The organism is Pediococcus parvulus (genome assembly GCF_964063155.1).
Taxonomy (GTDB): domain Bacteria; phylum Bacillota; class Bacilli; order Lactobacillales; family Lactobacillaceae; genus Pediococcus; species Pediococcus parvulus.
Genome location: NZ_OZ061292.1, coordinates 1,578,973 through 1,603,896 on the forward strand (window position 1 = coordinate 1,578,973; position 24,924 = coordinate 1,603,896).

32 protein-coding genes and 1 pseudogene are annotated in these 24,924 nt (G+C 38.4%); 9 read left to right on the forward strand and 24 right to left on the reverse strand.

Annotated elements, in window-relative coordinates:
- Positions 1 to 193: 193 nt before the first annotated feature.
- From AB3217_RS07980 to AB3217_RS07990, 3 genes are all read right to left on the reverse strand, one after another.
- Positions 194 to 790 (reverse strand): hypothetical protein, encoded by a 597-nt coding sequence (locus AB3217_RS07980; protein ID WP_057784602.1) that lies wholly within the window; start codon positions 788 to 790, stop codon positions 194 to 196.
- Positions 791 to 966: 176 nt separating this feature from the next.
- On the reverse strand, positions 967 to 1,281 hold the full coding sequence (locus tag AB3217_RS07985) for a hypothetical protein (RefSeq protein ID WP_057784601.1): 315 nt from the start codon (positions 1,279 to 1,281) through the stop codon (positions 967 to 969).
- 80 nt (positions 1,282 to 1,361) lie between these two features.
- Positions 1,362 to 1,952 (reverse strand): peptidylprolyl isomerase, encoded by a 591-nt coding sequence (locus tag AB3217_RS07990; protein ID WP_068808552.1) that lies wholly within the window; start codon positions 1,950 to 1,952, stop codon positions 1,362 to 1,364.
- A gap of 200 nt (positions 1,953 to 2,152) precedes the next feature.
- On the opposite strand from AB3217_RS07990, the gene AB3217_RS07995 reads away from it, so the two are divergent.
- Positions 2,153 to 2,776, forward strand: a complete 624-nt coding sequence (locus tag AB3217_RS07995; RefSeq protein WP_367365940.1) for an alpha/beta fold hydrolase — start codon at positions 2,153 to 2,155, stop codon at positions 2,774 to 2,776.
- On the forward strand, positions 2,766 to 3,119 hold the full coding sequence (locus AB3217_RS08000; protein ID WP_260267830.1) for an alpha/beta fold hydrolase: 354 nt from the start codon (positions 2,766 to 2,768) through the stop codon (positions 3,117 to 3,119). The genes AB3217_RS07995 and AB3217_RS08000 overlap by 11 nt, the downstream gene beginning before the upstream one ends.
- Before the next feature lie 156 nt (positions 3,120 to 3,275).
- On the opposite strand, the gene AB3217_RS08005 is transcribed toward AB3217_RS08000, so the two are convergent.
- From AB3217_RS08005 to AB3217_RS08025, 5 genes are all read right to left on the reverse strand, one after another.
- A complete protein-coding gene (locus tag AB3217_RS08005) occupies positions 3,276 to 3,536 on the reverse strand; it encodes a Txe/YoeB family addiction module toxin (protein ID WP_057784598.1) in 261 nt (86 codons plus the stop codon).
- Positions 3,529 to 3,783, reverse strand: coding sequence for a type II toxin-antitoxin system RelB/DinJ family antitoxin (locus AB3217_RS08010; protein ID WP_057784597.1), 255 nt, complete (start codon positions 3,781 to 3,783; stop codon positions 3,529 to 3,531). Before AB3217_RS08010 ends, AB3217_RS08005 begins: the two co-directional genes overlap by 8 nt.
- A gap of 197 nt (positions 3,784 to 3,980) precedes the next feature.
- Positions 3,981 to 4,538, reverse strand: a complete 558-nt coding sequence (locus AB3217_RS08015) for an NADPH-dependent FMN reductase (protein ID WP_057784596.1) — start codon at positions 4,536 to 4,538, stop codon at positions 3,981 to 3,983.
- A 99-nt stretch (positions 4,539 to 4,637) separates the two neighbouring features.
- A complete protein-coding gene (locus AB3217_RS08020; RefSeq protein ID WP_367365941.1) occupies positions 4,638 to 5,309 on the reverse strand; it encodes an ABC transporter ATP-binding protein in 672 nt (223 codons plus the stop codon).
- A gap of 2 nt (positions 5,310 to 5,311) precedes the next feature.
- Entirely contained in the window at positions 5,312 to 6,415 is a 1,104-nt protein-coding gene (locus tag AB3217_RS08025) for an ABC transporter permease (RefSeq protein WP_367365942.1), read from the reverse strand.
- Between the two features lie 124 nt (positions 6,416 to 6,539).
- On the opposite strand from AB3217_RS08025, the gene AB3217_RS08030 reads away from it, so the two are divergent.
- Positions 6,540 to 7,133 carry a TetR/AcrR family transcriptional regulator gene (locus tag AB3217_RS08030; RefSeq protein WP_057784593.1) on the forward strand — a complete coding sequence of 198 codons (594 nt, stop codon included), beginning with the start codon at positions 6,540 to 6,542 and terminating at the stop codon, positions 7,131 to 7,133.
- Positions 7,134 to 7,140: 7 nt separating this feature from the next.
- Complete coding sequence (locus tag AB3217_RS08035) at positions 7,141 to 7,809, forward strand: HAD family hydrolase (protein ID WP_367365943.1); 669 nt, start codon at positions 7,141 to 7,143, stop codon at positions 7,807 to 7,809.
- A gap of 44 nt (positions 7,810 to 7,853) precedes the next feature.
- Here the strand turns inward: AB3217_RS08035 and AB3217_RS08040 are convergent, their stop codons facing one another.
- A complete protein-coding gene (locus AB3217_RS08040; protein ID WP_068804619.1) occupies positions 7,854 to 8,687 on the reverse strand; it encodes an SDR family NAD(P)-dependent oxidoreductase in 834 nt (277 codons plus the stop codon).
- 170 nt (positions 8,688 to 8,857) lie between these two features.
- Here AB3217_RS08040 and AB3217_RS08045 point away from each other — a divergent pair, with 170 nt between their 5' ends.
- The gene (locus tag AB3217_RS08045) at positions 8,858 to 9,283 is read left to right on the forward strand and encodes a hypothetical protein (protein ID WP_367365944.1); all 426 of its coding nucleotides are present in this window, start codon (positions 8,858 to 8,860) and stop codon (positions 9,281 to 9,283) included.
- A 43-nt stretch (positions 9,284 to 9,326) separates the two neighbouring features.
- On the opposite strand, the gene AB3217_RS08050 is transcribed toward AB3217_RS08045, so the two are convergent.
- From AB3217_RS08050 to AB3217_RS08080, 7 genes are all read right to left on the reverse strand, one after another.
- A complete protein-coding gene (locus AB3217_RS08050; RefSeq protein WP_057784589.1) occupies positions 9,327 to 9,707 on the reverse strand; it encodes an iron chaperone in 381 nt (126 codons plus the stop codon).
- 87 nt (positions 9,708 to 9,794) lie between these two features.
- A complete protein-coding gene (locus AB3217_RS08055; protein WP_057784588.1) occupies positions 9,795 to 10,193 on the reverse strand; it encodes a VOC family protein in 399 nt (132 codons plus the stop codon).
- Between the two features lie 125 nt (positions 10,194 to 10,318).
- Entirely contained in the window at positions 10,319 to 10,576 is a 258-nt protein-coding gene (locus AB3217_RS08060; protein ID WP_057784587.1) for a DUF1905 domain-containing protein, read from the reverse strand.
- A gap of 125 nt (positions 10,577 to 10,701) precedes the next feature.
- Positions 10,702 to 10,836, reverse strand: coding sequence for a hypothetical protein (locus tag AB3217_RS08065; protein WP_367365945.1), 135 nt, complete (start codon positions 10,834 to 10,836; stop codon positions 10,702 to 10,704).
- A gap of 84 nt (positions 10,837 to 10,920) precedes the next feature.
- A complete protein-coding gene (locus tag AB3217_RS08070) occupies positions 10,921 to 11,685 on the reverse strand; it encodes an alcohol dehydrogenase catalytic domain-containing protein (protein ID WP_367365946.1) in 765 nt (254 codons plus the stop codon).
- A 237-nt stretch (positions 11,686 to 11,922) separates the two neighbouring features.
- Positions 11,923 to 12,996, reverse strand: a complete 1,074-nt coding sequence (gene rsgA, locus AB3217_RS08075; RefSeq protein ID WP_367365947.1) for a ribosome small subunit-dependent GTPase A — start codon at positions 12,994 to 12,996, stop codon at positions 11,923 to 11,925.
- 185 nt (positions 12,997 to 13,181) lie between these two features.
- Positions 13,182 to 14,363 carry a hypothetical protein gene (locus AB3217_RS08080; RefSeq protein WP_367365948.1) on the reverse strand — a complete coding sequence of 394 codons (1,182 nt, stop codon included), beginning with the start codon at positions 14,361 to 14,363 and terminating at the stop codon, positions 13,182 to 13,184.
- Positions 14,364 to 14,533: 170 nt separating this feature from the next.
- On the opposite strand from AB3217_RS08080, the gene AB3217_RS08085 reads away from it, so the two are divergent.
- A complete protein-coding gene (locus tag AB3217_RS08085; RefSeq protein ID WP_367365949.1) occupies positions 14,534 to 15,859 on the forward strand; it encodes an NAD(P)/FAD-dependent oxidoreductase in 1,326 nt (441 codons plus the stop codon).
- Between the two features lie 127 nt (positions 15,860 to 15,986).
- Here the strand turns inward: AB3217_RS08085 and AB3217_RS08090 are convergent, their stop codons facing one another.
- Entirely contained in the window at positions 15,987 to 16,697 is a 711-nt protein-coding gene (locus AB3217_RS08090) for a uracil-DNA glycosylase family protein (protein WP_367365950.1), read from the reverse strand.
- Positions 16,698 to 16,982: 285 nt separating this feature from the next.
- Here AB3217_RS08090 and AB3217_RS08095 point away from each other — a divergent pair, with 285 nt between their 5' ends.
- A complete protein-coding gene (locus tag AB3217_RS08095) occupies positions 16,983 to 17,240 on the forward strand; it encodes a transposase (RefSeq protein ID WP_017866964.1) in 258 nt (85 codons plus the stop codon).
- Entirely contained in the window at positions 17,225 to 18,109 is an 885-nt protein-coding gene (locus AB3217_RS08100) for an IS3 family transposase (protein ID WP_105782191.1), read from the forward strand. Before AB3217_RS08095 ends, AB3217_RS08100 begins: the two co-directional genes overlap by 16 nt.
- Here the strand turns inward: AB3217_RS08100 and AB3217_RS08105 are convergent.
- The 3 genes from AB3217_RS08105 to AB3217_RS08115 all read right to left on the reverse strand — a co-directional run bounded on the left by AB3217_RS08105 (position 18,098) and on the right by AB3217_RS08115 (position 19,914).
- Positions 18,098 to 18,466: a hypothetical protein gene (locus AB3217_RS08105; protein ID WP_367365951.1), complete on the reverse strand. Its 369-nt coding sequence runs from the start codon at positions 18,464 to 18,466 to the stop codon at positions 18,098 to 18,100. The two genes, AB3217_RS08100 and AB3217_RS08105, sit on opposite strands and share 12 nt — an antisense overlap.
- 321 nt (positions 18,467 to 18,787) lie before the next feature.
- Positions 18,788 to 19,672, reverse strand: a complete 885-nt coding sequence (locus tag AB3217_RS08110) for an IS3 family transposase (protein WP_105782191.1) — start codon at positions 19,670 to 19,672, stop codon at positions 18,788 to 18,790.
- On the reverse strand, positions 19,657 to 19,914 hold the full coding sequence (locus tag AB3217_RS08115; RefSeq protein WP_017866964.1) for a transposase: 258 nt from the start codon (positions 19,912 to 19,914) through the stop codon (positions 19,657 to 19,659). The genes AB3217_RS08110 and AB3217_RS08115 overlap by 16 nt, the downstream gene beginning before the upstream one ends.
- 341 nt (positions 19,915 to 20,255) lie before the next feature.
- Between AB3217_RS08115 and AB3217_RS08120 the strand changes: the two are divergent.
- Positions 20,256 to 20,330 (forward strand): annotated as a pseudogene (locus AB3217_RS08120) (aureocin A53 family class IId bacteriocin); the annotation flags it as partial.
- Positions 20,331 to 20,482: 152 nt separating this feature from the next.
- Here AB3217_RS08120 and AB3217_RS08125 read toward each other — a convergent pair.
- The 4 genes from AB3217_RS08125 to lepA all read right to left on the reverse strand — a co-directional run bounded on the left by AB3217_RS08125 (position 20,483) and on the right by lepA (position 24,871).
- Positions 20,483 to 20,785 carry a hypothetical protein gene (locus AB3217_RS08125; protein ID WP_367365952.1) on the reverse strand — a complete coding sequence of 101 codons (303 nt, stop codon included), beginning with the start codon at positions 20,783 to 20,785 and terminating at the stop codon, positions 20,483 to 20,485.
- An 832-nt stretch (positions 20,786 to 21,617) separates the two neighbouring features.
- A complete protein-coding gene (locus AB3217_RS08130; RefSeq protein ID WP_057784385.1) occupies positions 21,618 to 22,256 on the reverse strand; it encodes a hypothetical protein in 639 nt (212 codons plus the stop codon).
- 110 nt (positions 22,257 to 22,366) lie between these two features.
- Positions 22,367 to 22,888 (reverse strand): dihydrofolate reductase family protein, encoded by a 522-nt coding sequence (locus tag AB3217_RS08135; protein ID WP_367365953.1) that lies wholly within the window; start codon positions 22,886 to 22,888, stop codon positions 22,367 to 22,369.
- 186 nt (positions 22,889 to 23,074) lie between these two features.
- Positions 23,075 to 24,871, reverse strand: a complete 1,797-nt coding sequence (lepA, locus tag AB3217_RS08140) for a translation elongation factor 4 (RefSeq protein WP_367365954.1) — start codon at positions 24,869 to 24,871, stop codon at positions 23,075 to 23,077.
- Between the last annotated feature and the right edge of the window lie 53 nt (positions 24,872 to 24,924).

The following is a 24,924-nucleotide window of genomic DNA, read 5'->3' on the forward strand; positions in this document are numbered from 1 at the left end:
TTGTGTCCGTAGATCAATCACATAATTACAACGTTATGTACTAATAATTAACCTGCTTCCACCTTGCAGTGGACCTCATTACTTAAGACAATTCAATACTTTTTTGGCTATAATTAATGCTTCAATAAGCCAAAACGGCGGTTTTAATCGTTTTCATTGATTTTTTCATTAACACTGTTACTAAATTGTAATATTAATAGAGTAAATCAAACTTACCTTTTAGGTTAACCTCGAAGTCATGAATCTGAACTAACTTGCCATTCTCAGTCTTGTAAGCCCCGACTTCATAGACCTTTTGGTTAGAAACAGTGCTCGTTTTAGACTTAATAAAGCTGTACTTTTCAACATCTTGTTCCGTACCATTTTTAGCGTAGTAATTTTTGACAATTTCTGTTGCCTTTTCGCCAGTCATTGCATGGCTCTTTTTTTCAGAAGAAGCCTTCTTTTCTTTTTCAGCTTTTTCTGCTTTCTTAACCTTCGCAACTGATTCGGATTCAGAATTTCCAAAAATCTTGGTTTTTAAACCCTCTACCGCTTTGCCTGTCCGTGAAACTAAATTACCTGATGCCATACTACTATGCGGTGCGAATTTTCCATAACCAATATCACCAGCCAGCACCAAAATTAAAATAATTAAAATAACTCGAGTACGTTTGATCACTCGTTCCAATCCATTGACTGCATGACGCGCAACTTTTTGACGTGCATATTTCGAATAAGCTAAATAGAATATAAATAGAACGATCAGTATCAGGGCGCCTAATCCCCATGCAATTACCTTGTAATTCATATCACACTACCTCCACCGTATCGATAACAGAGTCAATTATATCAGTTATATAACCATAATAAACTTATTTTCTGATTATTTATCTGATTTTTACTCCTGCACTCAATGAAACCCGTTACAGTTCTATGTTTCCATAAAAAAAGAAATGGTTTCTGCCATCCCTTTGATAGTTCATTTTAACTTTTCAAATGCTTTTCACGGTCTCCTAAAAAATTATCTAAGCTCTTTTCCAAATCAATCTGATTTTCTTCAGCCAGACTGCTTAGCCACCACATACACTCCGCAATTTTTGCATCAAGTTTGTAGTATTGATCCGAATCAGGCCAACTACCTTGATTGTCCATCACCAGTCTGCCAACCAAACCGGCATCGCTTAAAAATGCTAAAGCATCTTGTTCGGACGTCCATGGCTTTCCTTCCTGTTTCATTTCTAAAGCGTGATAGGCATCCCGAATCTTGGTTGAACGCTGAATTAATTCCCTGATTTCCATTTTAATTTGACCTCTTTCTATTCTATTAAAATCAAAAAAACGTAATGTTAGAGTTTCTCCAAGCATTACGTTAGTTTCATTTATTTTTGTTCTTCAATCACGATAGTCTTGATCGTTACATCTTTATCAGGCTTATCTTGCATATCACGGGCAACATTGCTGATCTCTTCAACAACGTCCATTCCTGTTTCCACTTGACCGAAAACAGTATGACGGTGGTCTAACCATGGTGTGCCACCCTGTTTGTAAGCTTCAATCACTTCGCTTGGATAACCAGCTTGTGCCATGCTTCCAAGCATGTCTGCTTGTACATGCTCATTTGAAACGATGAAGAACTGACTACCATTAGTGTTAGGGCCGGCATTAGCCATTGAAAGAGCGCCCTTCATATTAAAGACTTCATTAGAAAATTCATCCTCAAATTCATGTCCAAAACTGCTCTGACCACCAGCACCAGTTCCAGTAGGATCGCCACCCTGAATCATGAAATCAGGAATCACGCGATGAAAAATAATGCCGTCATAGTAACCTTGTTGAGCTAATGCAACAAAGTTTTCAACTGCTTTGGGTGCTTGCTCTGGGAAAAGTTGAACTACAATATCACCATGATTTGTTTGAATTGTTGCTTTAGGTCCCTTTGCGTTTTGTAAATCAAGTTGTGGATATGCCATGTTTGATCTCCTCATTTATTAGTTTTATTTTCAAATAATCTGCATCTATTAACGATAGCTAACTATATCGATTTGAATATTTGTTGTCAATCAGAACGCTACGCCAAATTTTGGTAATCGGATTCATTTTCATTGCAAAGTTTCCGCCACCTTTTTAAGCTAAGGGTAAACATATCTTCTATATAAATGGAGGTGATATTTTGGCACTATTTTTACACAACGTAGAAAATTCTAATCCTTCAGGAATTTCTTACCGAGGTTATGTACAACTGAATGGCATTCAACAGTGGATCACAATTCTTGGTCAATCCAAAACTAATCCCGTTTTATTAATCATTCACGGCGGCCCTGCTTCAACATACTCCATGTTTACTAAGGCTACTCAGCTTTTTTCCACAAAATTCACAGTGGTTCATTGGGATCAACGTGGTGCTGGAAAAACTTATCGCAAACAACCGGCTGTCCCCAAAAATTTACAAACGTTAGTAGACGATGGCATTCTGCTCACCAAAAAAATTAAAGAAATACTTCCAAATGTCCCTGTTATATTACTGGGTAGCTCAATTGGCAGCATCATTGCAAACTTGATGGTGCAACAGGCCGAGCCTTTGTACGCGGCTTATATAGGAACCGAACAGATGACGAGCAAGTCGCATCAGTATGCTTTTAACCAAGCATTGTTTGAAACAGGAAACCATGTTTTAAGTAAAAACTGGTTACAAAAGTTTCCTTTCGATGCACAGTCGTGGTCGGCAAAACAAATTAGTGAATTTAATATCTTTTCAGCATTGCAAAAAAACGGATGTGGCAAATATGGTAACTAATTTGTTCATCCCTAATATTTTGCGGTGTCCTCATTATGGTGTTCGAGATTATATGGCATTTTGCAAAGGAATGCTTGCCTCATATCGCAGTTTGCATGTGGAACTGGACACTTTTGATTATGACCGTCTTTTAACAAAGATAGCGATCCCGTTTTATGTTTTCCAGGGAGAGCACGATCCGATAACGCCAATGCAAGCCACAAGAATGTATTTTGAGCGAGTGCAGGCACCGGAAAAGAGAATGATTGAGGTGCCAGGAGCTGGACATTTGTGTATGTTCGCAAAACCGGGGTACTTTTTAGAAAAAGTGAGTGGATTGCGGCGTTTAGTTCTAACTATATAAAGGCGCCGTCAGGGGGATGAAGTCCCACGTTAGGCGGATTTATATAGTTAGAACTGCCGCAAGGAACTGTCCTAAAAAAAGTGAGTGCATTGAGACGATTAGTAAAAGGATCTCCATTGCCGTAAAAAACTACAAATGAAAAAGCGGACAGTATGGCTATCCGTTGTAATGATTTTTACACTCAGCTATATACAAAATATTGTCTTTTATTTTATAAACTAACCGATTCTTCTTGTCTAATTTTTTGCTATACCAACCTGAATAATTAGATTTTAGTATTTCTGATTTACCAAGTCCTTTAGAACCATGTCTTTCAATATCTTTAATTAAGCTATTAATCTTTTTTAAAGCCTTTTTATCTTCTGTTTGCCATTTTACGTAATCGTTCCATGCATCTCCATACCATGATTTAATCATCGATCAACTCATGGCTGGTTCCACCATTTTCTTCCATATCCTTAATTACCTTAGCAAGATATTCCTGATTTGCTAGACTATAGAATGGATCATTTGTAATTTCAAATGGAAAGCGTTGTTCTTTTACTAAAGTTTTTGCAAAAATCGTAAACGCCGTTGTGATAGTCATTCCCATATCGTCTAATGTTTTTTCCGTATCTTTTTTTAGATTTTCGTCGACACGAATACTAATTGTACTCTTTGCCATATTCCTGATCCCCCTTCATCACTATATAAGTAGTATATCAAGTTTTGAATCGTTTGTATACAAATATGCACACAATGTATTCGTTTTTGATAATTTTGATGTAATCTTTTCAACTTTACGCACATGTTTCGGTATAAACACAAAATTGGCAGCCTCAAACCAATTTTCTGGTTTGACGACTGCCAATTCAATATTTTTTAGTCTTTAAATCGATTAATTAAGTCAACAAATGTATCCATTGCACTTTGTAAGAAGCCGATCGTTCCCTTGTTTGTAATCTTCAAGTTATCATCTAAGATATTTGTCACATTACCCAAGTAAACTTCTGGTTGTTGTACAACTGGCATGTTCAAGAAAACCAATGATTGACGCAAGTGATGGTTTGCGCCAAATCCACTAATAGCACCTGGCGAAACACTCAAGATAATGGCTGGTTTCTTGTCCCAAACGCTAGCCCCATAAGGACGTGAACCCACATCAATCGCATTCTTTAAGACGCCGGGTACAGAACGGTTATATTCAGGAGTTGCAAAGATCACTGCATCAACACTTTGCATGTCTTCACGGAACTTCTTCCAGCTTTCAGGAACTTGGTTTTCATCATCTAAATCCTGATTGTAAAGATCTAGGTCACCGATATTAATATTTTTAACGGTATAATCCTCAGGCAATAATGCAGCTGCTTGTTCTGCAACGGCTTTGGTATATGAACCCTTACGTAAACTTCCTACAATTAATCCAACTGTTGTTGACATAAAAATTCCTCTTTTCTTATTTACTATTAGTAAGTATAACGGACCGAAATCAAAAAAACCAATATTTGTTCTCGTTTTTATGAAAAAATTTAAAGCCATTTACTCTGTTAACGAAAGTCGGCCATCTTCAATTTGATAAACTTGGTCACTCCACTTCGTCATTCGCTCATCATGCGTCACCATGATAATGGCTTTGTTTTGGTCATGTGCTTCCCGCGCCAAAATCTTCACAACTTCAAACGCGTGTTTGGAATCTAAACTGGCAGTCGGTTCATCCGCCAAAATCACACTGGGATCGTTACACAAAGCTCGGGCAATTGCCACCCGCTGCCGTTCACCACCTGATAATTCTTTAGGATATTTCGCCTTCAAATTCTCAATATCAAGCGACTTAAGCAACATATCCACTCGTTCTTGCAAGGATTTTTTAGCAAGTTTTTCCACCAAGGCAAATTGCTCGCTCACCTTTAAAAACGGAATTAAATTGGAACTTTGTAAAATAAAGCCTAATTGATCAAACCGAATTTGGGTTCGTTTTTTCTCATTTAATTTGCTGATATCGGTGTGGTTAATCAAAATTTCTCCGGAAGTTTGCCGTTGTAAACCGCCTGCAATGGTCAAAAAAGTGCTTTTTCCAGATCCAGAAGGACCCACAATACTCACAAACTGACCGGCATTAATCGAGAAATTCACATCCGTTAGCGCATCAACCTCGGTGTGGCCCGTCCCAAACTTTTTTTGAATGTTTGTCATTTCTAAAACTGCATCCATATCTATTCGCCTCCAATCGCATTAATCGGATCAACCTTAGTGACCGTTCGAATGGAGAATAGCCCACCAACTATCGAGACTAGAATAAGAATCAAGCCGTCAGAAAGCCACTGCATCCCATCAATGGTAAACGGCATTGCTTCTGGAAGAATCAAACTTGTCAGATATCCCAAAATAAATGCAAGGATCACGCCAGCCGCCCCAACAATGAAGGACTGACTCACAATTGTGCCCACCAAGTAACGAGTTCGCACACCTTGGGCCTTCAAAACACCAAACAAAACGGTTTTCTGCAATGTCATCACATACAGAAAAATGCCCACGATGGCCGCCACTACGATAAACAGAAAATCGATCATCGTATTAAGTGTAATTTTTTCAGCCGAAAATCCAGGCAAATTCTGAATTAATGTCGCAGTACTCATTTTAGCGACCTTTGTATCCGAAGTGCCGGTAGTGACGGTCACTTGTTTCGGTGTTTTATGCTTAATCGCAATTAAATTAATTGGTTTTTGCGAAGCACTACTAAATGGTTGCGACCCGTATTTCAACGTGGTAAACGCATCCAAATTGAGATAAATTACGGGTTCCACACTATACGTTGTGGCTTTGGTAATGCCGACAATCTTAAACTTGTGGGTCATGCTAGCAAGTTTGATTTGATCGCCAATATGATAGCCCTCATCACTTAAGTTTTTTGAAATAATTATTTCGTGAGCATTTTGATACGATCGCCCTTTTATAATTTTTGGGACCACAAAGCTCCTCTTTTGAGCCCCAAAAATGGCCACGTTAGTTTTGGTTTTACTGCCACTCTTTTGAGCAGCCGTTGCAAATAGTCCCACTGCCGCCTTATTCGTGGTTGCCGTTTTCGCGCGGTTAAGATCGGCACGTTTCAATACCGAAGCACTTGCCACCTTGTTACTATCTGCAGACAGCACAATCGTACTTGAGCCCCAATCTGAAATTGCTTTTTTGTGGCCGTTTGCCAAGCCACTTGCCAGTCCTGACAACATAAAAACCACATAGGCCACCAGAATCATAATGCCAATAATCAGCGCATACCGCAGTTTGGCGTATCGCATTTCTTTCCATGCTAAAAACATGAATCAAGTCCCCTTCCAGTTTTTACTTACAAAAATAACTATAGTGCACCGGTGACATTTTGTCACCATTAAATTTAAATTATGCTATAATTTCAGTAAACAAGTTCATGAAGGGAGCCAGAGGATGCCCCAAAAAACATTTAATAATCTCCCTGATAACCGTCAGGAAGCAATTCGCCAAATTTTACTCACTGTTTTTACAGACCAACCTGTCAGTCAGGTCAAAGTGAGCCAAATCGTGACGGCATTAGGTATGTCACGCGGTATTTTTTACAAATATTTTGAAGATTTGCAAGATGCCTACCATTATTTAATTACTTATTATGCGGGTACAATTCACGGGACAATTATTCAAGCTATTATGAAACATCAGGACCACTTCTTTGAAGGAATCGAAACTTTTCTTCTCGCTAGTGTCACCTTAGAAAAAGGAAGCTCTGCGCAACGCCAAATTCAGTTACTCACCCAAAACAGTGCCCTATTTTCTCATCGCCTCCCAGAAACTCATGGTTTTGAAGCTTGGAAAACGATTTTAAGTGCCAATGATTTCCAGATTGAATCTGATGAAGAGGCCAAAAGCTTTTTATACTTTGTCATGCATTTGGTAATCGAAACGCTGATCGATGCTTCTGTAAATGACTGGACCCCAGAACAACTAGTCACCGACTACCGATATAAAGTTAAATGGTTACTAAATGGTTTAAATGAAGGGAAGTGACTGAAAGTTGTTAAATCATAAAAGCACCATCTTTTTTGACATGGACGGTCTCCTGCTAGATACCGAAAAATTATATTTTGAAACCCGCAGAGACGTGCTCGAAAACTACGGCATCCCCTTCACAAAAGAGGATCACGTCGCCTACATCGCCAAAGGATTTCCCGTCACCATCCAAAAACTAACCAAACTTGTTGGCAGTGCAGATTTAGGAAAATGCGTTTTTGACGAAGCTATGAGCCTATATAATCGGCGACTTCAACAGGGTGAAGTTCAGGTCAAAAAAGGTGCCATTGAACTCTTAAAATTTTTGAACCAAACGCATAAAAGATGTTACGTCACTTCTTCGGCTGCCAAAGACACTATCATACAAACAACTAAGATCACTAAAATTGACCAGTACTTTACTGACTTTATTAGTGGTGATGAAGTTCCGCATAATAAACCAGCTCCCGACGTTTACTTGTATGCGTTACAAAGAACCCACGCTAGCAAATCAGGGACGGTCGTTTTTGAAGATTCTACCAGCGGTGTCCTCTCAGCAGTCAATGCCGGTTTAGATGTCGTATTGGTACCAGATTGGATCAAGCCCCAGCCAACTATTCAAGAGAAGGCTGTCGCCGTTTTGCCAACTCTTGCAGATGCTATTCCACTTTTAAAAAAAGCGCGAACCAATTAAATGCTTTGGTTCGCGCTCACTTTCATGATACTAAATGATTCTATCTATTTTCGATCTGCCGATAAAGACAACTCATGACGGGACTTAATTTCTGTCTCTAAGTTAGTCAAGTTCTTTAACCCGGCCTCATATGCAAACTCGCCAAGTGGTAAATGCTTTGGCAAATCTTTGCCAGCACTAACTTGGTCAAAAATAATCTTGGCAATCATCGCTGGATCTCCAGGTGCGTCCGTGACAGATTGGTCAGTCGTTTCAACGGATTCTTTGAACTTAGCGTAGTCACCAATTGTTGGGACGACTTTCTTAGAAGAACTTCCAGACCAGTTTGTCCGGGCGCCACTTGGCTCAACCGTAAAGACCTTGATTCCTAAATCAGCAACCTCTTGACGTAAAGTATCAGAATAACCTTCAACAGCGTATTTTGTAGCACTGTAATAACCCATTGTGGGTAAGGTTGTTAACGCCAATGCTGAAGAAATGTTCACAATTGTTCCACTCTTCTGTTTCCGGAAATTAGGTAAAAGTGCTTCAGTCATGTTTGCTAGGCCAAAGAAATTCACTTCAAACATATGACGAACTTGCGCCATATCACTTTCTTCAATCGTTGAGAAATAACCAATGCCAGCATTATTCACTAAAACATCAATGTTACCGAACCGCTGAAGTGCTTGTTTTGCAGCAGCTTTAATTTGGTCAGCATCCACAACATCTACTAACACTTTTTCAATCTGTCCATGATCATAGGCATCAAGATAGTCTAAATCTGCTAGCTTTCGTGCCGTCGCAACGAGATTAGTCCCGGTAGCCTGCGCAACAATCTTTGCAAGCTCTTTTCCAAATCCACTTGAAGTTCCTGTAATCATCCATGTTTTTGCCATAATTTAAATCTCCTGAATTTCTTATTTTTATCAAAAATTTGACACTTAGTCATTCTAGCCAAGCAACAAACGAAGAGCAAACATTTTAACTTGAGATAAAATTATTTCTAATGATTTTCCGATTAATTTGCGCTATGCTTTCTTTAAAAAAATTTGCTGGAGAGATTAAAATGAAAACCTTTCGTTATATCACTCGTATGATTATTCAAACCGTCTTTACAGTCCTACTCATCTATTTTTTTAGCGCAGATAATAATTTTAAATATCATTTCACAATCAATTGGTTCATGATCTGGTTAGTGGTTTCCTGGTTTTGCCAATTTTATTTAATGCGCTTTTCTAAACTATTAGTTGGACCAGATCTTTCTGTGCAACAACTCGGTGCCAAGAATCGCTTAGCTGATTATAAGTACAATCATCAAAGAGACAAATGGGGTGCTGTTAATGCTGATACGACGGACGATGCTCTTAACTCTGCAGAAAGTGACTCCGATAGTCTCTATTTCAGTATTATGATTCACCTAATTTACAGTCTTTTAGGCCCATTAATCTTTATCATCGTATTTAGTTTTCATTGGTACAGAAATACTCACTAATCAAAAAATACATCCACAACATGAGGCTGTGGATGTATTTTTATTAACGTTTTGCAGGCCGCCAAAACGTCTCAATGGCCGCTTTATCATGAATGTTAAATTCAATCATTTGCTTCAATAGTTCATAATTAAACGGTTGGTCCCAAGGCATCCGGACAATACCTTTTGTATGATCAATATTAGCTGCTTTAAGATCATCTTCAAAATGACTGATTCCTGCCTCTTCTGGTGTAAAGGCCAGATGTTTTTTTGAAACACTGAACCCGATAATAAAGGTTCCATGATCTGTAAACATGGGTTGATTCCAAGCAATTCGTTTTTCAAGCTGTGGAAAAGTATCGCTAACCCACTGCAAAACTTCGCGCACACGGGATTGGTGATCAGAATTATCAATCGTGTCAATAAATTCTGTAAAAGTTTCCATAATCCTAGCTCCTTGTTTTCAGTTTGCTGTAAGTATACCGTAAATTTCGGCTAGCTTCTAGCAAACATAACCACATTAACTTGCAAGTTACATAGCCATCCATGCCGCCGATAAAATATTGCCATCCGGATCTTTTACTTCTAGTTCATACATCTGTTCTTCAGACATTCCTAATTCCACGTGATAAAAATCACCGCCATTTTCCTTCGCAGTTTGAGCAAATTTTTTCACTTCTTCAATACTATCCATGCTGAACGCCGTCATTGACCCACTGACTGCCTGTGTATCGGCAACTAACTGGCCACGTAAAAATTGTTGATAGAACTCATGCGTCAACAACATAACCCAAATATTGTCATCCCACATCATTCCGGTTCCGTTTGCATCAGAAAAATCTTCATTCTTTTTAAATCCCAGCGCTTCGTAAAACTTGATTGATCGTTGCATGTCAGTTACGGGCAAATTCACAAATATCATCTTGTTCATAGTAATTCCTCCTAATGGTATTTCGTCGTTTCAAACCACAATCTTATGCTGACAATAAGTTTATTTCTTACGCCTATTATGACATGAGCTCATTTCTGAAGCAAACAACCTGCCTCTAGTCCTACTTAAATTATCACACTCACTGTCAGATGTACTTTATCACCAACGGATTTAGAAATCTTTTGCCGAATATCTTTACGAATTCCCAAAATATAACCAATCGAACCATCTACATTTTTGATACCCATATTGACGATGCTCCCGTCATAGGCTTCGCCGTCAAACGTCGCATGAACTTTTAGACGTCCTTTGCCAAATAACTCGCGAATATCATAAGGAAAAATCACATAGGTGCCACCTTTTCCCACTTCCGAACTATAAATTCACTGTCAACCTCAAATTTTTTTGTAGTCGTCTTATACCTCTATATGCATCACAAAAACTTGTTTTCTAGACAATATTTTGTTATTAACCTACGGCCTCGTACGGACTAAAAATATTAGAGATATTACATAAACTTGGCCACAATTTTCCCTGTAACTTTGTGATCCTTTATCATTTGTAATCCTTTTGGGATGTCGCGATAGGAAATTTCCTGATTAATTAATGGATCCAACTTTTCTTTCACTACTAATTCGCCCAACTGAGTTGCCATAACAGCCAAGTCATGCCTTTGTTGGGTATTATGGCTTTGATGAGCGCCACCCAAATTAACGCTAAAAACGCCTCAACCTAATTTGGCATAATCGGTAGTTAAGTTTGGTTGCCCATCGATAGCTATAAGTGCGCCATTATACGCTAATCGTTTTAGGTCCTGAGTGGCTGCCTCGGCACCAATTGTGTTAATAATTAGATCTACCCCCAGCCCATTTGTCAATCTTTGAATCTGCTCAGTACCATTTTGAGTTCGATAATCAATAATTGCATCCGGATGCAGGTGTGCAACAAAATCTTTTTTTTGCTTTGAAACCGTTGTAAATACTCTTAGTCCTGCTATTTTTGCCAACTGAATTGCGATACCACCCACACCTCCTGCTCCCGCATGAATTAATACTGTGTGTCGATTTTCTAAATTGGCCTTTCTAAAGATGGCTTGATAAGCGGTCATTGCACTACATAACAAAGCTGCCGCTTGTGGATAAGTTAATTTATCTGGCATTTTGGCCACTACGTCACTTTTAACAGTGCCAAATTCCGCAAAACCACCGGACTCCGTCAAATCCCCATGATAAAAAACACGATCTCCCTTTTTAAATTTATCTACTTGTTTCCCAATTTCAACGACCTCACCCGCGACATCTAAACCCAAAATATGGGGGTAGAGCCAGCTGCCAGGCTGATGTTCGATTAACTTGTAATCAACTGGATTCAATCCCACATCATGAACTCGCACAAGCAATTCTTTTTCATGAGGTTGCGGCCTCGCCACTTCAAGCAACTGTAACTGATCAATCTCTGTAAATTTAGAACTTTTAATAACCCAAGCTTTCATAGTCTTCACTCCTCAAGTTCAATCAATAATGTATATAAGGTTAGATTAACAATTCTAATAACCATGTACAAACATTTAAAATTCAAATTTACTGCCTTGCTACTACAGTTTTATCATCAAACGTCGCACGAATTTTTTTAAACAATTCACGACTATCACATGCATTATACGGAATTCGATCGACGTTAAAAAAAGTTCCGCAGAAAAGTACTTTTCCACGAAACTTCATTAGTTTAATTAACGGCGATTCTTTCTTCTTGCCTTAATGATAGCTTTCATTTGTTTTTTACTTCCAAACATTCGCTCCACTTTAGCATTTTCACGAGCTTTCCCGCGCAAATTTTGATTAGTTGTGGCCTCATTTAAAAGCGCACGATAATTATCCAACCGATCTTCACTCAACGAACCGGCTTGGATAGCTGCTTGAACGGCACATCCTGGTTCTTGTGTGTGTGTACAGTCATTAAACCGACACTGCTGAGCCAACTGTTTAATATCATCAAAAGTTGCGTCAAAGTTGCCATTTAGCAACGAGAGTTCTCGCATTCCTGGTGTATCAATCACGAGTCCACCCTCAGGTAGCACCAGCAATTCGCGACCAGTTGTCGTATGACGACCATGGGCATCACTACCTCGCACCGCTTGCGTTGCACCCACATTTCGTCCCATCAACTGATTAATTAAAGTGGTTTTGCCCACGCCTGATGATCCAATAAAGGCGACCGTCTTACCTGGTTGCACATAGTCAGTAATTTTTCGCCAACTCTCATCAGTTGCGGAACAAAAGACCACATTGTCCCCTGCTGCCATTTCAGCAACGTCGGCAATCTGTTGGTCCAAATTCGAAGCCAAATCTGCTTTCGTTAAAACAACCACCGGTGTGGCCCCACTGTCCCAAGCAACAACTAAATAACGTTCCAGCCGTTTTAAATTATAATTGGCATCCAGGGCCATGCAAATAAAAATCGTATCAACATTCGCTGCCACAATTTGTGCGGTTGTTTTGCGGCCCGCTGCCTTCCGAAAAAACAGACTACGTCGCAGCATGACACGTTCAATCACAGCAGTATCCGCTACTGATCCCAGGGTTCGAAGCAAGATCCAGTCCCCGACTGCCGGATAATCTTGAGCATCAATGGCTACGTTGTTCAAGCACCCTGAAACTGATGCCTGCCGTGAGCCTTGCTCAGTCATCACATCGTATAGAGTCCGATTTTGACCAGTTATCCGGCCTAAAGCAAGTCCCGAATTGGTTACTTGTTCCTCAAGAGCTGAGGTTAATCCAAAAGCTTTTAATTGTGTTTTACTCAATAAATTGTATTCCTCCGTAAAATCATGGAGGTTTAGATAAGTCTAGGCTATCCGTACCTCCGCCACATGACTATAAATAATTACAATTGCCATAAAACATCATCTCATTTCTTAATTTAGTGCTGTCATTATATCATATCAGGGGTTGGTTTCCCTGAGAAAATTGAAACTGGCAACAGAACCCATCACTCATTTTTAATCGTAATTTTTCCGTTACTTACCGTTGCCGTTTTAATCGTTGTATTTTGTTGAAGCGAAGTTTTGGTCAACCGATCCATGTTATCCACAAGGCCAATTGTGTACGAATTATTCCCCATGGCCGTCATCGTTTCCGCAATCTGAGTGCCACCCTGACCATCTAATTTATTAAATATTTGCAACACTTTTTCTGGTAAATCAGTGGTGGTCGGATCTGCCGTTAGTTTGGTATAACGTTGGAACGAGCCTTCGCCAATTCTGACAAGGGTCTTTTTGTTCAAGACTAAATACGTGTACGTCTTATCGCTACCAGCAATAGTTGTCGCTCGTGGCATTGCATAACCAACTTTTAGCGCCTGAATTTGAGCATAATTAAAAGTAGCGCTACTATATAAATCGGCTGTGGTAATCTTACTCAAGTCCTGTAACTTTAGCCGGGTATAGGTGCTATGCACGCCAGTTTGACTGACTTGATAAATCCAATGCTTACGAACAATCAGTTGATCTGTCGTATCACTGTTTCCCCATCGTCCCGTTAGCGAACTGATATTCACATGCTTTTTAGGTGTTTGATACCCTTGATCGCTGAGAATATAGGCCCGATCGGTTGGAGAATTGGCCTGCGTTGCTGAATAAACATAAGAAAGTTGCAATCCATACAGCTTGTGATCACTCGCAATAAAACCAACACTCTGACCACCAGCAACCTTATTTGATTTCAAATAAACTAAATCACTATATTTGTGAATTCGAATCGATGCTTTTGCTTCCTTCAACGTATCGTTCAGTTGCTTAATCGTAAACAACTTCGTCTTATAATCACTACTAGTCGTCGCATTTTTAGTAATCATTTTCTTAATTTTCGCATAGTTGGTCTTTGTATACCCACTCGAAAACTGGCCGTTATGTGTCGTCCAAACTAAATTCGAACTCGCCGCACCCGCCAGCTTTTTCGTTTTCAGTGCCGTTAATTGACCTTTCCCGTCCACGTCTGACTTCACAAGCGCAGTCTCTCGCCAGATAGTTTCTTTACGGTTAATAATTTTTGTAGAACGTTGTTTGGCAGTTAACTGGGTTTTACCGGCCGTTTGACTAGAATTATTGCCACAACCAACTAAGGTTACAGCAATGACCAAAATCCCGATAACTGAAAGTGCAATTTTTTTCATATTTTCTGATCTGTTTTGCGAGTATTATCAACTTCACCATTATTACAGTTTTACGGTTCTTTGCATAGCTTCCCCACAACCTCATCGTGAAAGAAAGCATTTCAATTGCTTGTGTTTTGGTGAAGTGTTAATTTGAATCTACAATATAAATGATAGAGGAGCTGATCCACATGTTTGACGTTTTATTTATTGGCAGCGGGCAAGGCGCTTGGAATGGGGCAATTCCAATGAGCCAGGCCGGATTAAAAGTAGCCGTTATTGAGGAAGGCCTGTTTGGCGGTGTTTGTACAAATCGGGGCTGTAATGCAAAAATCACGTTGGATAAGCCTGTTGAATTAGTTCGAACTATTGAACAATTACAGGGTCGCGGCTTTGACAGCGTGCCAAAAATAAATTGGCCCGACTTGATGGCGCATAAACACGAAGTCATTGGCAAATTAGCCGAAAGCAACAAACAGAAATTAGTTGACGGTGGCGTTCAAGTCATTGTGGGACACGCTACCCTTTTGGATGCCAAAACGGTTAAAGTTGGCGACATCAATTATCACGCCCAAAAAATTGTATTAGCACTAGGTCAGCATCCCCATCGTTTGGATATTCCAGGAAAAGAATATCTGCATGACAGCACAGACTTCTTATCTTTACCTCAAATGCCAAAACAACTAACCATTATTGGCACAGGTTATGTGGGGATGGAATTTGCATCCATTGCCAATGCCGTCGGTGCTTCTGTGAACGTGGTTGTAGACAGTCACCAACCCTTGCGGCACTTTTATCAGCCGTACGTCAAACGTTTGGTAGCAGATTTACGCCGTCGAGGAGTTAAATTTTTTTATGATCAACAAGTCGATGCAGTCGAGAAAACGGAAGCTGGGCTAGTTTTACACGGATCCAACCAATTTGAATTGGCCAGTGATTACATTGTTGACGCTAGCGGCCGTCTTCCTAATTTAACCGGAAGTGGCCTTGAAACGCTTGGCATTGCAACTAATGCCCATGGTATTGAAGTGGACAATCACCTGCAAACTAACGTGGCTGGCGTCTACGCAACAGGGGATGTGGTTGACAAACCTCAACCGAAGATTACACCAACCGCCATTTTTGAATCACAATATTTGGCACAACTGTTTACAAATCAGACCAGTGATACCATTCACTACCCTGCGATTGCCACAACCGTTTTCTCTTCACCCCGAATTTCGCAAGTGGGTATTAATCCTAACGAGGCTGAAAAACAGCCTGATAAATATTCAGTTGAGCATTTTGAATACGGTGATGACTGGTTCAAACAAGTTCAAAACGAATTAGATGGTGGCCTAACCTTAGTCTTTGATCAGGAGCATATCTTGGTGGGTGCCGTGGAATATAGTAACGAAGCGGTCGACTCAATCAACGGTTTATTGGACATCATTGAATTACGTTTAACTCATGAACAAGTTCAGCGGTTCATTTATACCTTCCCAAGTATTCAGCATAGTTATTTCCGAAAAATTTAATGCTATCTCCGGGTAACTGAATTTTATAAAAATTAAATAGCCCACTATAATTGATTAAATCCAATTATAGCGGGCTATTGCTGTTTCAAGCGTTTAAGTTAATGTCAATTCTCGGAGACCCATACTTTTAAACAAGACGTAGCGCCGTCATATACTTTTTCATGTACCAATCTATATTTTTAGAATTATATTGGGTAATAAAACGCGGATGTTCTAACGGAATAATCTTCTCAAAAAAGTGATACTCATTATTAATTTGCGTTAAAAATTTATAATTTTCTCCGCTTCCAATACAGTAGCACACCGATGTGTCCACCCCAAATTTGATTTGGCTACGCAGTGAACTCACAATGAATGGTAACAAATATTCTTGAAGTTTTTTACTTTCATAATAGTTACAATTAACTTCATTTCCTTTTGTATTTGTCTTAACCAACCCTAGCGGACACACAAAGCTCATAAAGAAATTATCGTAGAATTTTTCTCTACCACCATAGTTTCGCATAACATCATACAAAAATCTCGAAGAGGCCTGGCTGGCATGAACCTTATCAATAAAAATTCTGGTTTCTTTTTGAAGATATTTTGCATCCTCAAAAGGAACTCCTGTGACTGCTGTTCCACTTCGTGCTGGTGAGCTTCCTAGTATTAGTCGGCGAGGCTTAGTATCATTGAAATGCTTTTGGGTAAAACGCGTCGTAATTTTGTGAACTAGTTCTTTCTGCCCACCACTATAGGGATTAATTATCCTATATTTATCAGGCAAACAAAGATTAATTTGCGCGAGTGCTCTGTTAAATTCCAATACCTTTTCAGCAAAAGTATTTTGACTAATCATACATGTTTACCTTCATCCTTGTGGAATGTTTACCGAATATCCAGTGTTTTACTCACTATGAAAATTACCTATGTTCTCCAAGATTATTTAAATAAGTTTCTAAAAAATTTAAACAAGAAAGCTCCAATTAAAATTATCAAAGCAAGTAATATAAATCCCATGCCATAGAATAACCAATTACCAATCCATAAAGTTTTTCCGATCATCATAATTGCCTCCCTGAAGGTAGTATGAAATCATGGACACGATTTAGTATAATTCCATAATAGGAAGGATTGTGTTTTTATGACCAAGAAAAAGTACTCAGTAGATTTTAGAAAAATGATTGTCAAGCTGTACCAGGATGGCGCCCCGGTAGCTGATCTTACAGACGAATATGGTGTATCAAATGTAACTATTTACAAATGGATTAATCTATATAAAGAAGACAAAGGAAGTGGAATTTCCAAATCAGATGTTTTAGCGTTGCAAAAACGTTTGAAACAGCTAGAAAGTGAGAATGACATCTTAAAAAAAGCCTTAACCATATTCGCCAAAAAGTAAACCCAGATGACTGGCAGACAGCCGTTGATATTAATTTGAAGCACCATAGTATCAAAGAAACCTGTAAAGTACTCTCAGTTCCACGCTCAACTTACTATGAACATCAGCAGAATCATGTATCGCCACAAGCCAAGCGTCGTAAGACACTTAGCCAGTCGATTAAACGCATTTACTTTAATTCTAGACGTATCTACGGGGCACCTAAAATTCTAAAAGCGTTACAAAAAGAAGGTAAGACTGCCAGTATTAAGCTAGTTCAACGATTAATGCGCCAAATGGGGTTAAAATCAATCACGCGCAAGAAGTGGCATTATCAACAAACTAATGATATTGATGCGACTGATTATTCAAATATACTCGCGCAAGATTTTCGTACAACCAGTCCAAATCAAAAGTGGTGTGCAGACATAACTTATATTCACACCAAAGCCAATGGCTGGTGTTATTTATCAAGCATTCAGGATTTATATTCACGTAAAATCATTGCCCATAAAATCAGCCGTCATATGACTGCTGATCTTGTGATCAGCACTTTTCAACAAGCCTTTGAAACTAGAAAGACGACTAATAACTTAATTGTGCATACCGATCTGGGTAGCCAGTACCGCAGTGCTGGCTTTGAACAGATCTTAGCGCAACACCATATTCGCCATTCTTATAGCAAGCGTGGCTGTCCCTATGACAATTCATGTTTGGAATCATTTCACGCCAGTTTGAAAAAAGAAGAGGTTTACCAACACCATTATCAGGATTTTGAAGAAGCAAATGCTGCAATATTCAGCTACATTGAGAGCTTTTATAACAGTGCTCGAATTCACAGTAGCATTGATTATTTAACTCCAAATGAAAAGGAAAAATTAGTCGCTTAAATTATACATAAAATGTGTCCAGATTCTTGACCTAAATCCATTATAAACTTTATATATGGGCAAAAACATGTACTCTGTCTTAATCCACACATCAAAGTTTCTTTTCGCAATTGTACACGTAGCATACTGAATAGAGCTACTATTTCTACCATCAGGAGCCGTTTCCTCATCTTGTGTCACACAACTAGTTACCTTAACGTGCTTTTCTCGCCTGAGAAATTTATAGGTAGCGTCATCCAACGCAAGTCGCTTTATTTGTTTATGATTGGCTGTCTTTAAAACCACAGTCAATTCTTTGTCCGCATCGGTTCCTGGCTTAATTTCATATAAATATAGCCACGAAAAAAGTAAAATCATTAAGATTATCAAAGTGCTAATACAAACTAATAATATTTTTTTTGCTCTCATCAATTAATTTCTCCACCATAATTTTCTTAACTTATATTTTTTATGTCTATTCAATAATACCTTCAGATCGGATAAAACAAAAAGAACCCACTGGAGTTCTTTTTGAAACTGTTCATTTGACTATAATTAACACGATCATAAACACTGCTAATAAAAAAAAGAGTGTCCACTAATTTTAGTAATTATCTTATCTATAATTAGAAATAAAAGAAAAGCAATAACCATTGCAATGGATTTAGGTCAAGAATCTGGACACATTTTATGTATAATTTAAGCGACTAATTTTTCCTTTTCATTTGGAGTTAAATAATCAATGCTACTGTGAATTCGAGCACTGTTATAAAAGCTCTCAATGTAGCTGAATATTGCAGCATTTGCTTCTTCAAAATCCTGATAATGGTGTTGGTAAACCTCTTCTTTTTTCAAACTGGCGTGAAATGATTCCAAACATGAATTGTCATAGGGACAGCCACGCTTGCTATAAGAATGGCGAATATGGTGTTGCGCTAAGATCTGTTCAAAGCCAGCACTGCGGTACTGGCTACCCAGATCGGTATGCACAATTAAGTTATTAGTCGTCTTTCTAGTTTCAAAGGCTTGTTGAAAAGTGCTGATCACAAGATCAGCAGTCATATGACGGCTGATTTTATGGGCAATGATTTTACGTGAATATAAATCCTGAATGCTTGATAAATAACACCAGCCATTGGCTTTGGTGTGAATATAAGTTATGTCTGCACACCACTTTTGATTTGGACTGGTTGTACGAAAATCTTGCGCGAGTATATTTGAATAATCAGTCGCATCAATATCATTAGTTTGTTGATAATGCCACTTCTTGCGCGTGATTGATTTTAACCCCATTTGGCGCATTAATCGTTGAACTAGCTTAATACTGGCAGTCTTACCTTCTTTTTGTAACGCTTTTAGAATTTTAGGTGCCCCGTAGATACGTCTAGAATTAAAGTAAATGCGTTTAATCGACTGGCTAAGTGTCTTACGACGCTTGGCTTGTGGCGATACATGATTCTGCTGATGTTCATAGTAAGTTGAGCGTGGAACTGAGAGTACTTTACAGGTTTCTTTGATACTATGGTGCTTCAAATTAATATCAACGGCTGTCTGCCAGTCATCTGGGTTTACTTTTTGGCGAATATGGTTAAGGCTTTTTTTAAGATGTCATTCTCACTTTCTAGCTGTTTCAAACGTTTTTGCAACGCTAAAACATCTGATTTGGAAATTCCACTTCCTTTGTCTTCTTTATATAGATTAATCCATTTGTAAATAGTTACATTTGATACACCATATTCGTCTGTAAGATCAGCTACCGGGGCGCCATCCTGGTACAGCTTGACAATCATTTTTCTAAAATCTACTGAGTACTTTTTCTTGGTCATAAAAACACAATCCTTCCTATTATGGAATTATACTAAATCGTGTCCATGATTTCATACTACCTTCACAATTCTATAATTAATTCCAAAAAATTCAGATAGAATTATAATTAGAAACATAATAATCACAAATTCAATCACTAATTTTTAAACATCCCACGCTATCACCAGAATTCTAGATAACCATTTCTTTTAATTTTATCATGTTTATCAATTGTCTTTGCAATGTAAGCACCAGGATCAAGAACCGCACCTAATATAACACCAGTGACGTTAGTAATTTTCCTTGCTCCTAAAGAAGGTAGTATGGTTCAAAGACAATAAAAGTCGTTTGAAAGAACAAGAAAAGAATTCTTAAATGGCTTAATGCTGGACAAACATTTGAATGGGCTTGGAAAAAGGTCAAACACCTATTCTAAAAAGAGAATGCAATTGTTTTAAGTAAATGTACGGGTATTAACCAGTCGACAGGTTAATATTCTTTGTCATTAACGTTTTCGAGTATGAACTTTATTACACCGATTGTGCAAAAAAGAATACGCACCACATAGGAATCTGAAAAACTGCTTAATTACTTCTTCCGTTTTTCATTCATTAAATCCTGTTCAAACATTCTATTTTTCTGTTTTTTAATTCTTTTAGAATACCTTTCATGACCGTCACCCCACATTATTAATAGGACAATGATACCTATAGCGGCAATTAAGTAATCTTGAAATTGAATATTTTGTGATTCTACTAAGATGTAAATGATGCCAATCGTTCCCAGAAAAGGAATAATTCCACCTAACCAAAAGTATCCTGTATTAGTAAATATAAATTCTTCCAAAATAAGTATCACGATCATGATAATAAAAAATTCAAGTTCATTCATCTTTAGTCTCCTCATATAAAAAATTAATTTTTTTGCCGAATTGTAATTTATGCTTTCATCAGTTACCATACGCATAATATTAATAATGAACGGCTCCTTCTCTTCTATTACATCTAATTTTGTGATAACCTCTCTATTTCTTATTACTGTCATAGTTGAAAAGATTTCCCGAATTGTCAAATCAAGTGCCGCTTTTAACCCTTATGACAATTGTTTTCATTTATTTTTCTTTCATCTAAAAGGAACCTATGACTTTAATTTTATAGGTTGGTAACCCAAGCGTTCGCCAATCTCCCTTATATTATTCAATTCCGGCAGCAAAACTTTTCCCCATTAATAGTAACATTATATCTTCCAGCGTTTTTTAAGTAAGGACTTTCATAATCGGTCTGAATAACAAATTTCGGATTCTTTTTCTTAATTAAAAATGATAAGTCGATTTATTTTCAGATATTTCTTTCAATTCTGAATTCTTTTTACTACTGCTATAGATTCCCGTCATTTGGTGCCACATATCCATACGCGACCCCTAATAGACAAAAAAACAAAATACACGAAAAAAAGATCATAACGTCTCGTTTCATTTTCTTCGCCACCAAACCGAATATTATAATTGATATAAAATTGCCAACTTTATATAAAATCTTTTTCAATTACTTTGTAGTTGACTGTCGACCAAGCATCTTTCTTGGGATCATTTTATAAACTAAAGATTTTAAAACATATTCTCAAAAACCAAGCCATTTAACTACCATCTTCTAACCAAGATTTTACCTTTATCCTGTACTTCACCTTCATTCTTGCACATTAATATATCTTACAGTTGACAACACTAAACCCAGTCTTCCTTATAATTCAGTGTTGCAATATAGAAAATGCCTTCACGATGAATAGAGAATTCGTCATATTGGGCACCCGTACTTTTATCTACAAAACTGTGACTAATCACATAATCTCCACGGTTGGTATATTGTGTATGGTTCTTCGCATAATTGTTTTTCTTCACTTTGGTTGTTAGCGCTAGGGTCGGATGCCCATTTGTAATCACACCCATTCGTACTGCCGTCTTCGGGGTTAGAAACATTCCTATTATGCACAACAGCATTACCCCCAACGCAATAATAGAATATTTTCTTCTTCGTCTGATTAAAGTACATTCAAATAAATAACTACAAATTGGAATTAACAACCACAGTAAGATCAATGCATAGCCAAAATGAAATGGAGGGCTAACTAATGCCGTGACCACTAATGTTACCGCCGTTAACATTGGTAACATTTTCCGTTTCCAAATTCCCCAGCCAAAGAAAATTACTGCCATTACAAATGGTAAATAAAATATGAAGCCAAAATTCTCCGCATCAGAAAAACCACTCAGGCCATTGTTACGATAAATCCAGAATATGATCACGAGCCAAAGGAGGATTATTGGTTGTAAATGAGTTAACCAAATTTTCTTTAAGTTGTTCATTGGATACCATCCTGCTTTATTTGCCGTTAATCAAGCGTCATAATTTTTTGTCTTTATTTTACCAGTTTGATTGTCCGAGTATAAATTAAAACTTATTCTTATCAAAGCTTTTAATTTTTGCACAAATGGACTTCTGCCAACTGATCGTACCGATTCACATCCAATAACTTTAAGTGAGTCGAATAATCACCGTTTGGAAATAACCGAATTCCCTTTCCCAATAAAACCGGTGCAATTTGAATCCACCACTCATCAATTAAATCATTCTCCAGTAAATCCACTACAAGTTGACCACCACCCACGATCCAAATATTACCACCAGGTTGGGCCAATAATTCTTGAACCAATTGCATTGGTGATTCCTGCACATACTTTGCATCTGCCACTTCACCATGCTTGGTTCGCGAGAGTACATAATTTGTTTTATCAGGAAATTGCAATGCCCCATTCATTAAACCTTTACTCACGTCGTATGTTTTTCGTCCCATAATGGTGGTGTCGACTTGTTTTAAAAATTTCTCTGTATTAGCTTTATCGCCGCCTTGGGTATCTAACAACCACTGTAAATCATGTTTCTCGGTGGCCAAATAACCATCCAAAGAAATTGCGCCATAAAATTGTACTTTCCGCATAATCTCACCTTTTTTCTTCCTTATATCATTTTTCTTAATTTTAGCAAACTGAGTAAAACCAACGAAATAAATTGACTGAAAATATGACAAACTTTAGGTCGCCTATCAAACTAATGAAAAACCTTTAACTTTCAGAAGGTTAGTCAAAAAAATGCACAAGCCTAAACTCACTTATGCATCTTTCGTTTATAAATCCAACTCTAAAATGGCATTAAATACTTCTTGTGGTAACTCAATGCTGTTTTTAGCTGATTGTCGTTTGTTAATCCCTTGACGCCGTAACAACGCTTGTTTCTTGGAAATACTCTTTTTACCGCCAGAAACAGCCGCATTTTTACGCAATGGTGGAATATCAACTCGTGCAACGGCTTTACCTTCCACAACTGCCTGAACAGGAGTGGGATAAAGTCGCCGCGGCACCGCAACTTTTAATTTTTTTACCAGTTCTTGCGTTAAATTTGGCGCGTCCTGACGGTGAACTACAAATGATAGTGCATCAACGGTGGCATAGTTAATATCAACTTCAACTTTAACCAAATCAGCGATTTCATAATCAAGATAAGTCGTGTCCAAGGTGGCGTATCCATGGGAAACAGACTTTAACTGATTGAAAAATTCATACGCCACTTCAGAAGTTGGCATTTTGTAAGTCAATACGATCAAATCGGCTTGATTATCCATATCCAACAGTGTGCTCTTATGTTTTTCCGCAAGTTTCATGACTTCACTTAGCAAGTTATTGGGTGTCGTAATCTCAGCTTTGATAAATGGCTCTTCCACATACTCAATTTTGGAAAACTCCGGAAAATTAGTCGGATTATTCACAATCATTGGTTCAGTTTGACCCTTCAAGTACACGTGATAAGTCACGTTGGGTGCTGTTGTGAGTACCTCCAAACCATATTCATCCTTCAAACGTTCCCGAATAATTTGCAAATGCAGCATCCCTAAAAAGCCACATCGAAAACCAGCGCCCAAGGCCTCTGAATTTTCAAGACTGTAGTGAAACGAAGAATCATTTAAAGCGAGTTTTTCAATCGCTGATTTCAATTCACTATAATTATTGTCCCTTGGATAAAATCCGGCAAACACCATTGATTTTGCGGGTTCATAGCCAGCCAGTGGTTGCGAAGTTGGCTTGGTGGCCGAAGTCATGGTGTCTCCCACTCGAACTAATTGCGGATCTTTTAGCCCCGTCACAACATATCCCACATCACCCGCATTTAACTCATTAACGGGCGTCATATTGGGCGCAAAGTAGCCCAATGCATTAGCCGAAATGTGTGTTTGCTCCGCCATCAATACTAACGAATCATCTGGCTTTAATGTGCCATCTACAAGGCGTACATAGGCGATAATTCCTTTAAAGGCATCGTACATGTAGTCAAAAACTAACGCCTTTAACGGTGCCTTTTTATCTCCGGTTGGCGCTGGAATGGTTGTCCGAATGGCTTCCAGAACTTCATGCACACCCATCCCAGTTTTGGCTGAAATTTTCAGCATATCCAAATTTTCGAACGCCGGATCTAACTTTTGAATCTGAGCTTGTGTCCGTGGCACATCGGCTGCATCACTATCCACCTTGTTAATCACTGGAATAATGACCAAATGATTTTGCTTGGCAAGGCGCAAGTTTGCCACCGTTTGCGCCTGAACGCCTTGAGTAGCATCTACCAATAGGATCGCCCCATCACTCGCTGCTAAACTTTTGGAAACCTCGTATGAAAAATCAACATGTCCAGGTGTATCAATAAAATTATATTCATATGTTTGTCCATCATCAGCTTCGTAATGGTTCCGCACTGTTCTGGACTTGACGGTAATACCATGGGCCTGTTCAACGGCCATGTCATCTAACAATTGGGCCTTTTTGTCCCGTTCACTAACCGTGTGGGTTTGTTCCATAATTCGATCGGCTAATGTCGACTTCCCATGATCAATATGAGCAATGATGGAAAAATTTCTGATGTTTGCTTGTTTCATTATTTAACTGCTTTCCTTTTTCATGACTATTTTTCAAAACTTACTCTTACTAC

Coding starts and splice junctions, on each gene's coding strand:
- AB3217_RS07980 (WP_057784602.1), bottom strand. CDS start 790: ATGAATTACAAGGTAATTGCATGGGGATTAGGCGCCCTGATACTGATC.
- AB3217_RS07985 (WP_057784601.1), bottom strand. CDS start 1,281: ATGGAAATCAGGGAATTAATTCAGCGTTCAACCAAGATTCGGGATGCC.
- AB3217_RS07990 (WP_068808552.1), bottom strand. CDS start 1,952: ATGGCATATCCACAACTTGATTTACAAAACGCAAAGGGACCTAAAGCA.
- AB3217_RS08000 (WP_260267830.1), top strand. CDS start 2,766: ATGGTAACTAATTTGTTCATCCCTAATATTTTGCGGTGTCCTCATTAT.
- AB3217_RS08005 (WP_057784598.1), bottom strand. CDS start 3,536: ATGATTAAATCATGGTATGGAGATGCATGGAACGATTACGTAAAATGG.
- AB3217_RS08010 (WP_057784597.1), bottom strand. CDS start 3,783: ATGGCAAAGAGTACAATTAGTATTCGTGTCGACGAAAATCTAAAAAAA.
- AB3217_RS08015 (WP_057784596.1), bottom strand. CDS start 4,538: ATGTCAACAACAGTTGGATTAATTGTAGGAAGTTTACGTAAGGGTTCA.
- AB3217_RS08020 (WP_367365941.1), bottom strand. CDS start 5,309: ATGGATGCAGTTTTAGAAATGACAAACATTCAAAAAAAGTTTGGGACG.
- AB3217_RS08025 (WP_367365942.1), bottom strand. CDS start 6,415: ATGTTTTTAGCATGGAAAGAAATGCGATACGCCAAACTGCGGTATGCG.
- AB3217_RS08030 (WP_057784593.1), top strand. CDS start 6,540: ATGCCCCAAAAAACATTTAATAATCTCCCTGATAACCGTCAGGAAGCA.
- AB3217_RS08040 (WP_068804619.1), bottom strand. CDS start 8,687: ATGGCAAAAACATGGATGATTACAGGAACTTCAAGTGGATTTGGAAAA.
- AB3217_RS08045 (WP_367365944.1), top strand. CDS start 8,858: ATGAAAACCTTTCGTTATATCACTCGTATGATTATTCAAACCGTCTTT.
- AB3217_RS08050 (WP_057784589.1), bottom strand. CDS start 9,707: ATGGAAACTTTTACAGAATTTATTGACACGATTGATAATTCTGATCAC.
- AB3217_RS08055 (WP_057784588.1), bottom strand. CDS start 10,193: ATGAACAAGATGATATTTGTGAATTTGCCCGTAACTGACATGCAACGA.
- AB3217_RS08070 (WP_367365946.1), bottom strand. CDS start 11,685: ATGAAAGCTTGGGTTATTAAAAGTTCTAAATTTACAGAGATTGATCAG.
- AB3217_RS08080 (WP_367365948.1), bottom strand. CDS start 14,363: ATGAAAAAAATTGCACTTTCAGTTATCGGGATTTTGGTCATTGCTGTA.
- AB3217_RS08085 (WP_367365949.1), top strand. CDS start 14,534: ATGTTTGACGTTTTATTTATTGGCAGCGGGCAAGGCGCTTGGAATGGG.
- AB3217_RS08090 (WP_367365950.1), bottom strand. CDS start 16,697: ATGATTAGTCAAAATACTTTTGCTGAAAAGGTATTGGAATTTAACAGA.
- AB3217_RS08095 (WP_017866964.1), top strand. CDS start 16,983: ATGACCAAGAAAAAGTACTCAGTAGATTTTAGAAAAATGATTGTCAAG.
- AB3217_RS08105 (WP_367365951.1), bottom strand. CDS start 18,466: ATGATTTTACTTTTTTCGTGGCTATATTTATATGAAATTAAGCCAGGA.
- AB3217_RS08115 (WP_017866964.1), bottom strand. CDS start 19,914: ATGACCAAGAAAAAGTACTCAGTAGATTTTAGAAAAATGATTGTCAAG.
- AB3217_RS08125 (WP_367365952.1), bottom strand. CDS start 20,785: ATGAATGAACTTGAATTTTTTATTATCATGATCGTGATACTTATTTTG.
- AB3217_RS08130 (WP_057784385.1), bottom strand. CDS start 22,256: ATGAACAACTTAAAGAAAATTTGGTTAACTCATTTACAACCAATAATC.
- AB3217_RS08135 (WP_367365953.1), bottom strand. CDS start 22,888: ATGCGGAAAGTACAATTTTATGGCGCAATTTCTTTGGATGGTTATTTG.
- lepA (WP_367365954.1), bottom strand. CDS start 24,871: ATGAAACAAGCAAACATCAGAAATTTTTCCATCATTGCTCATATTGAT.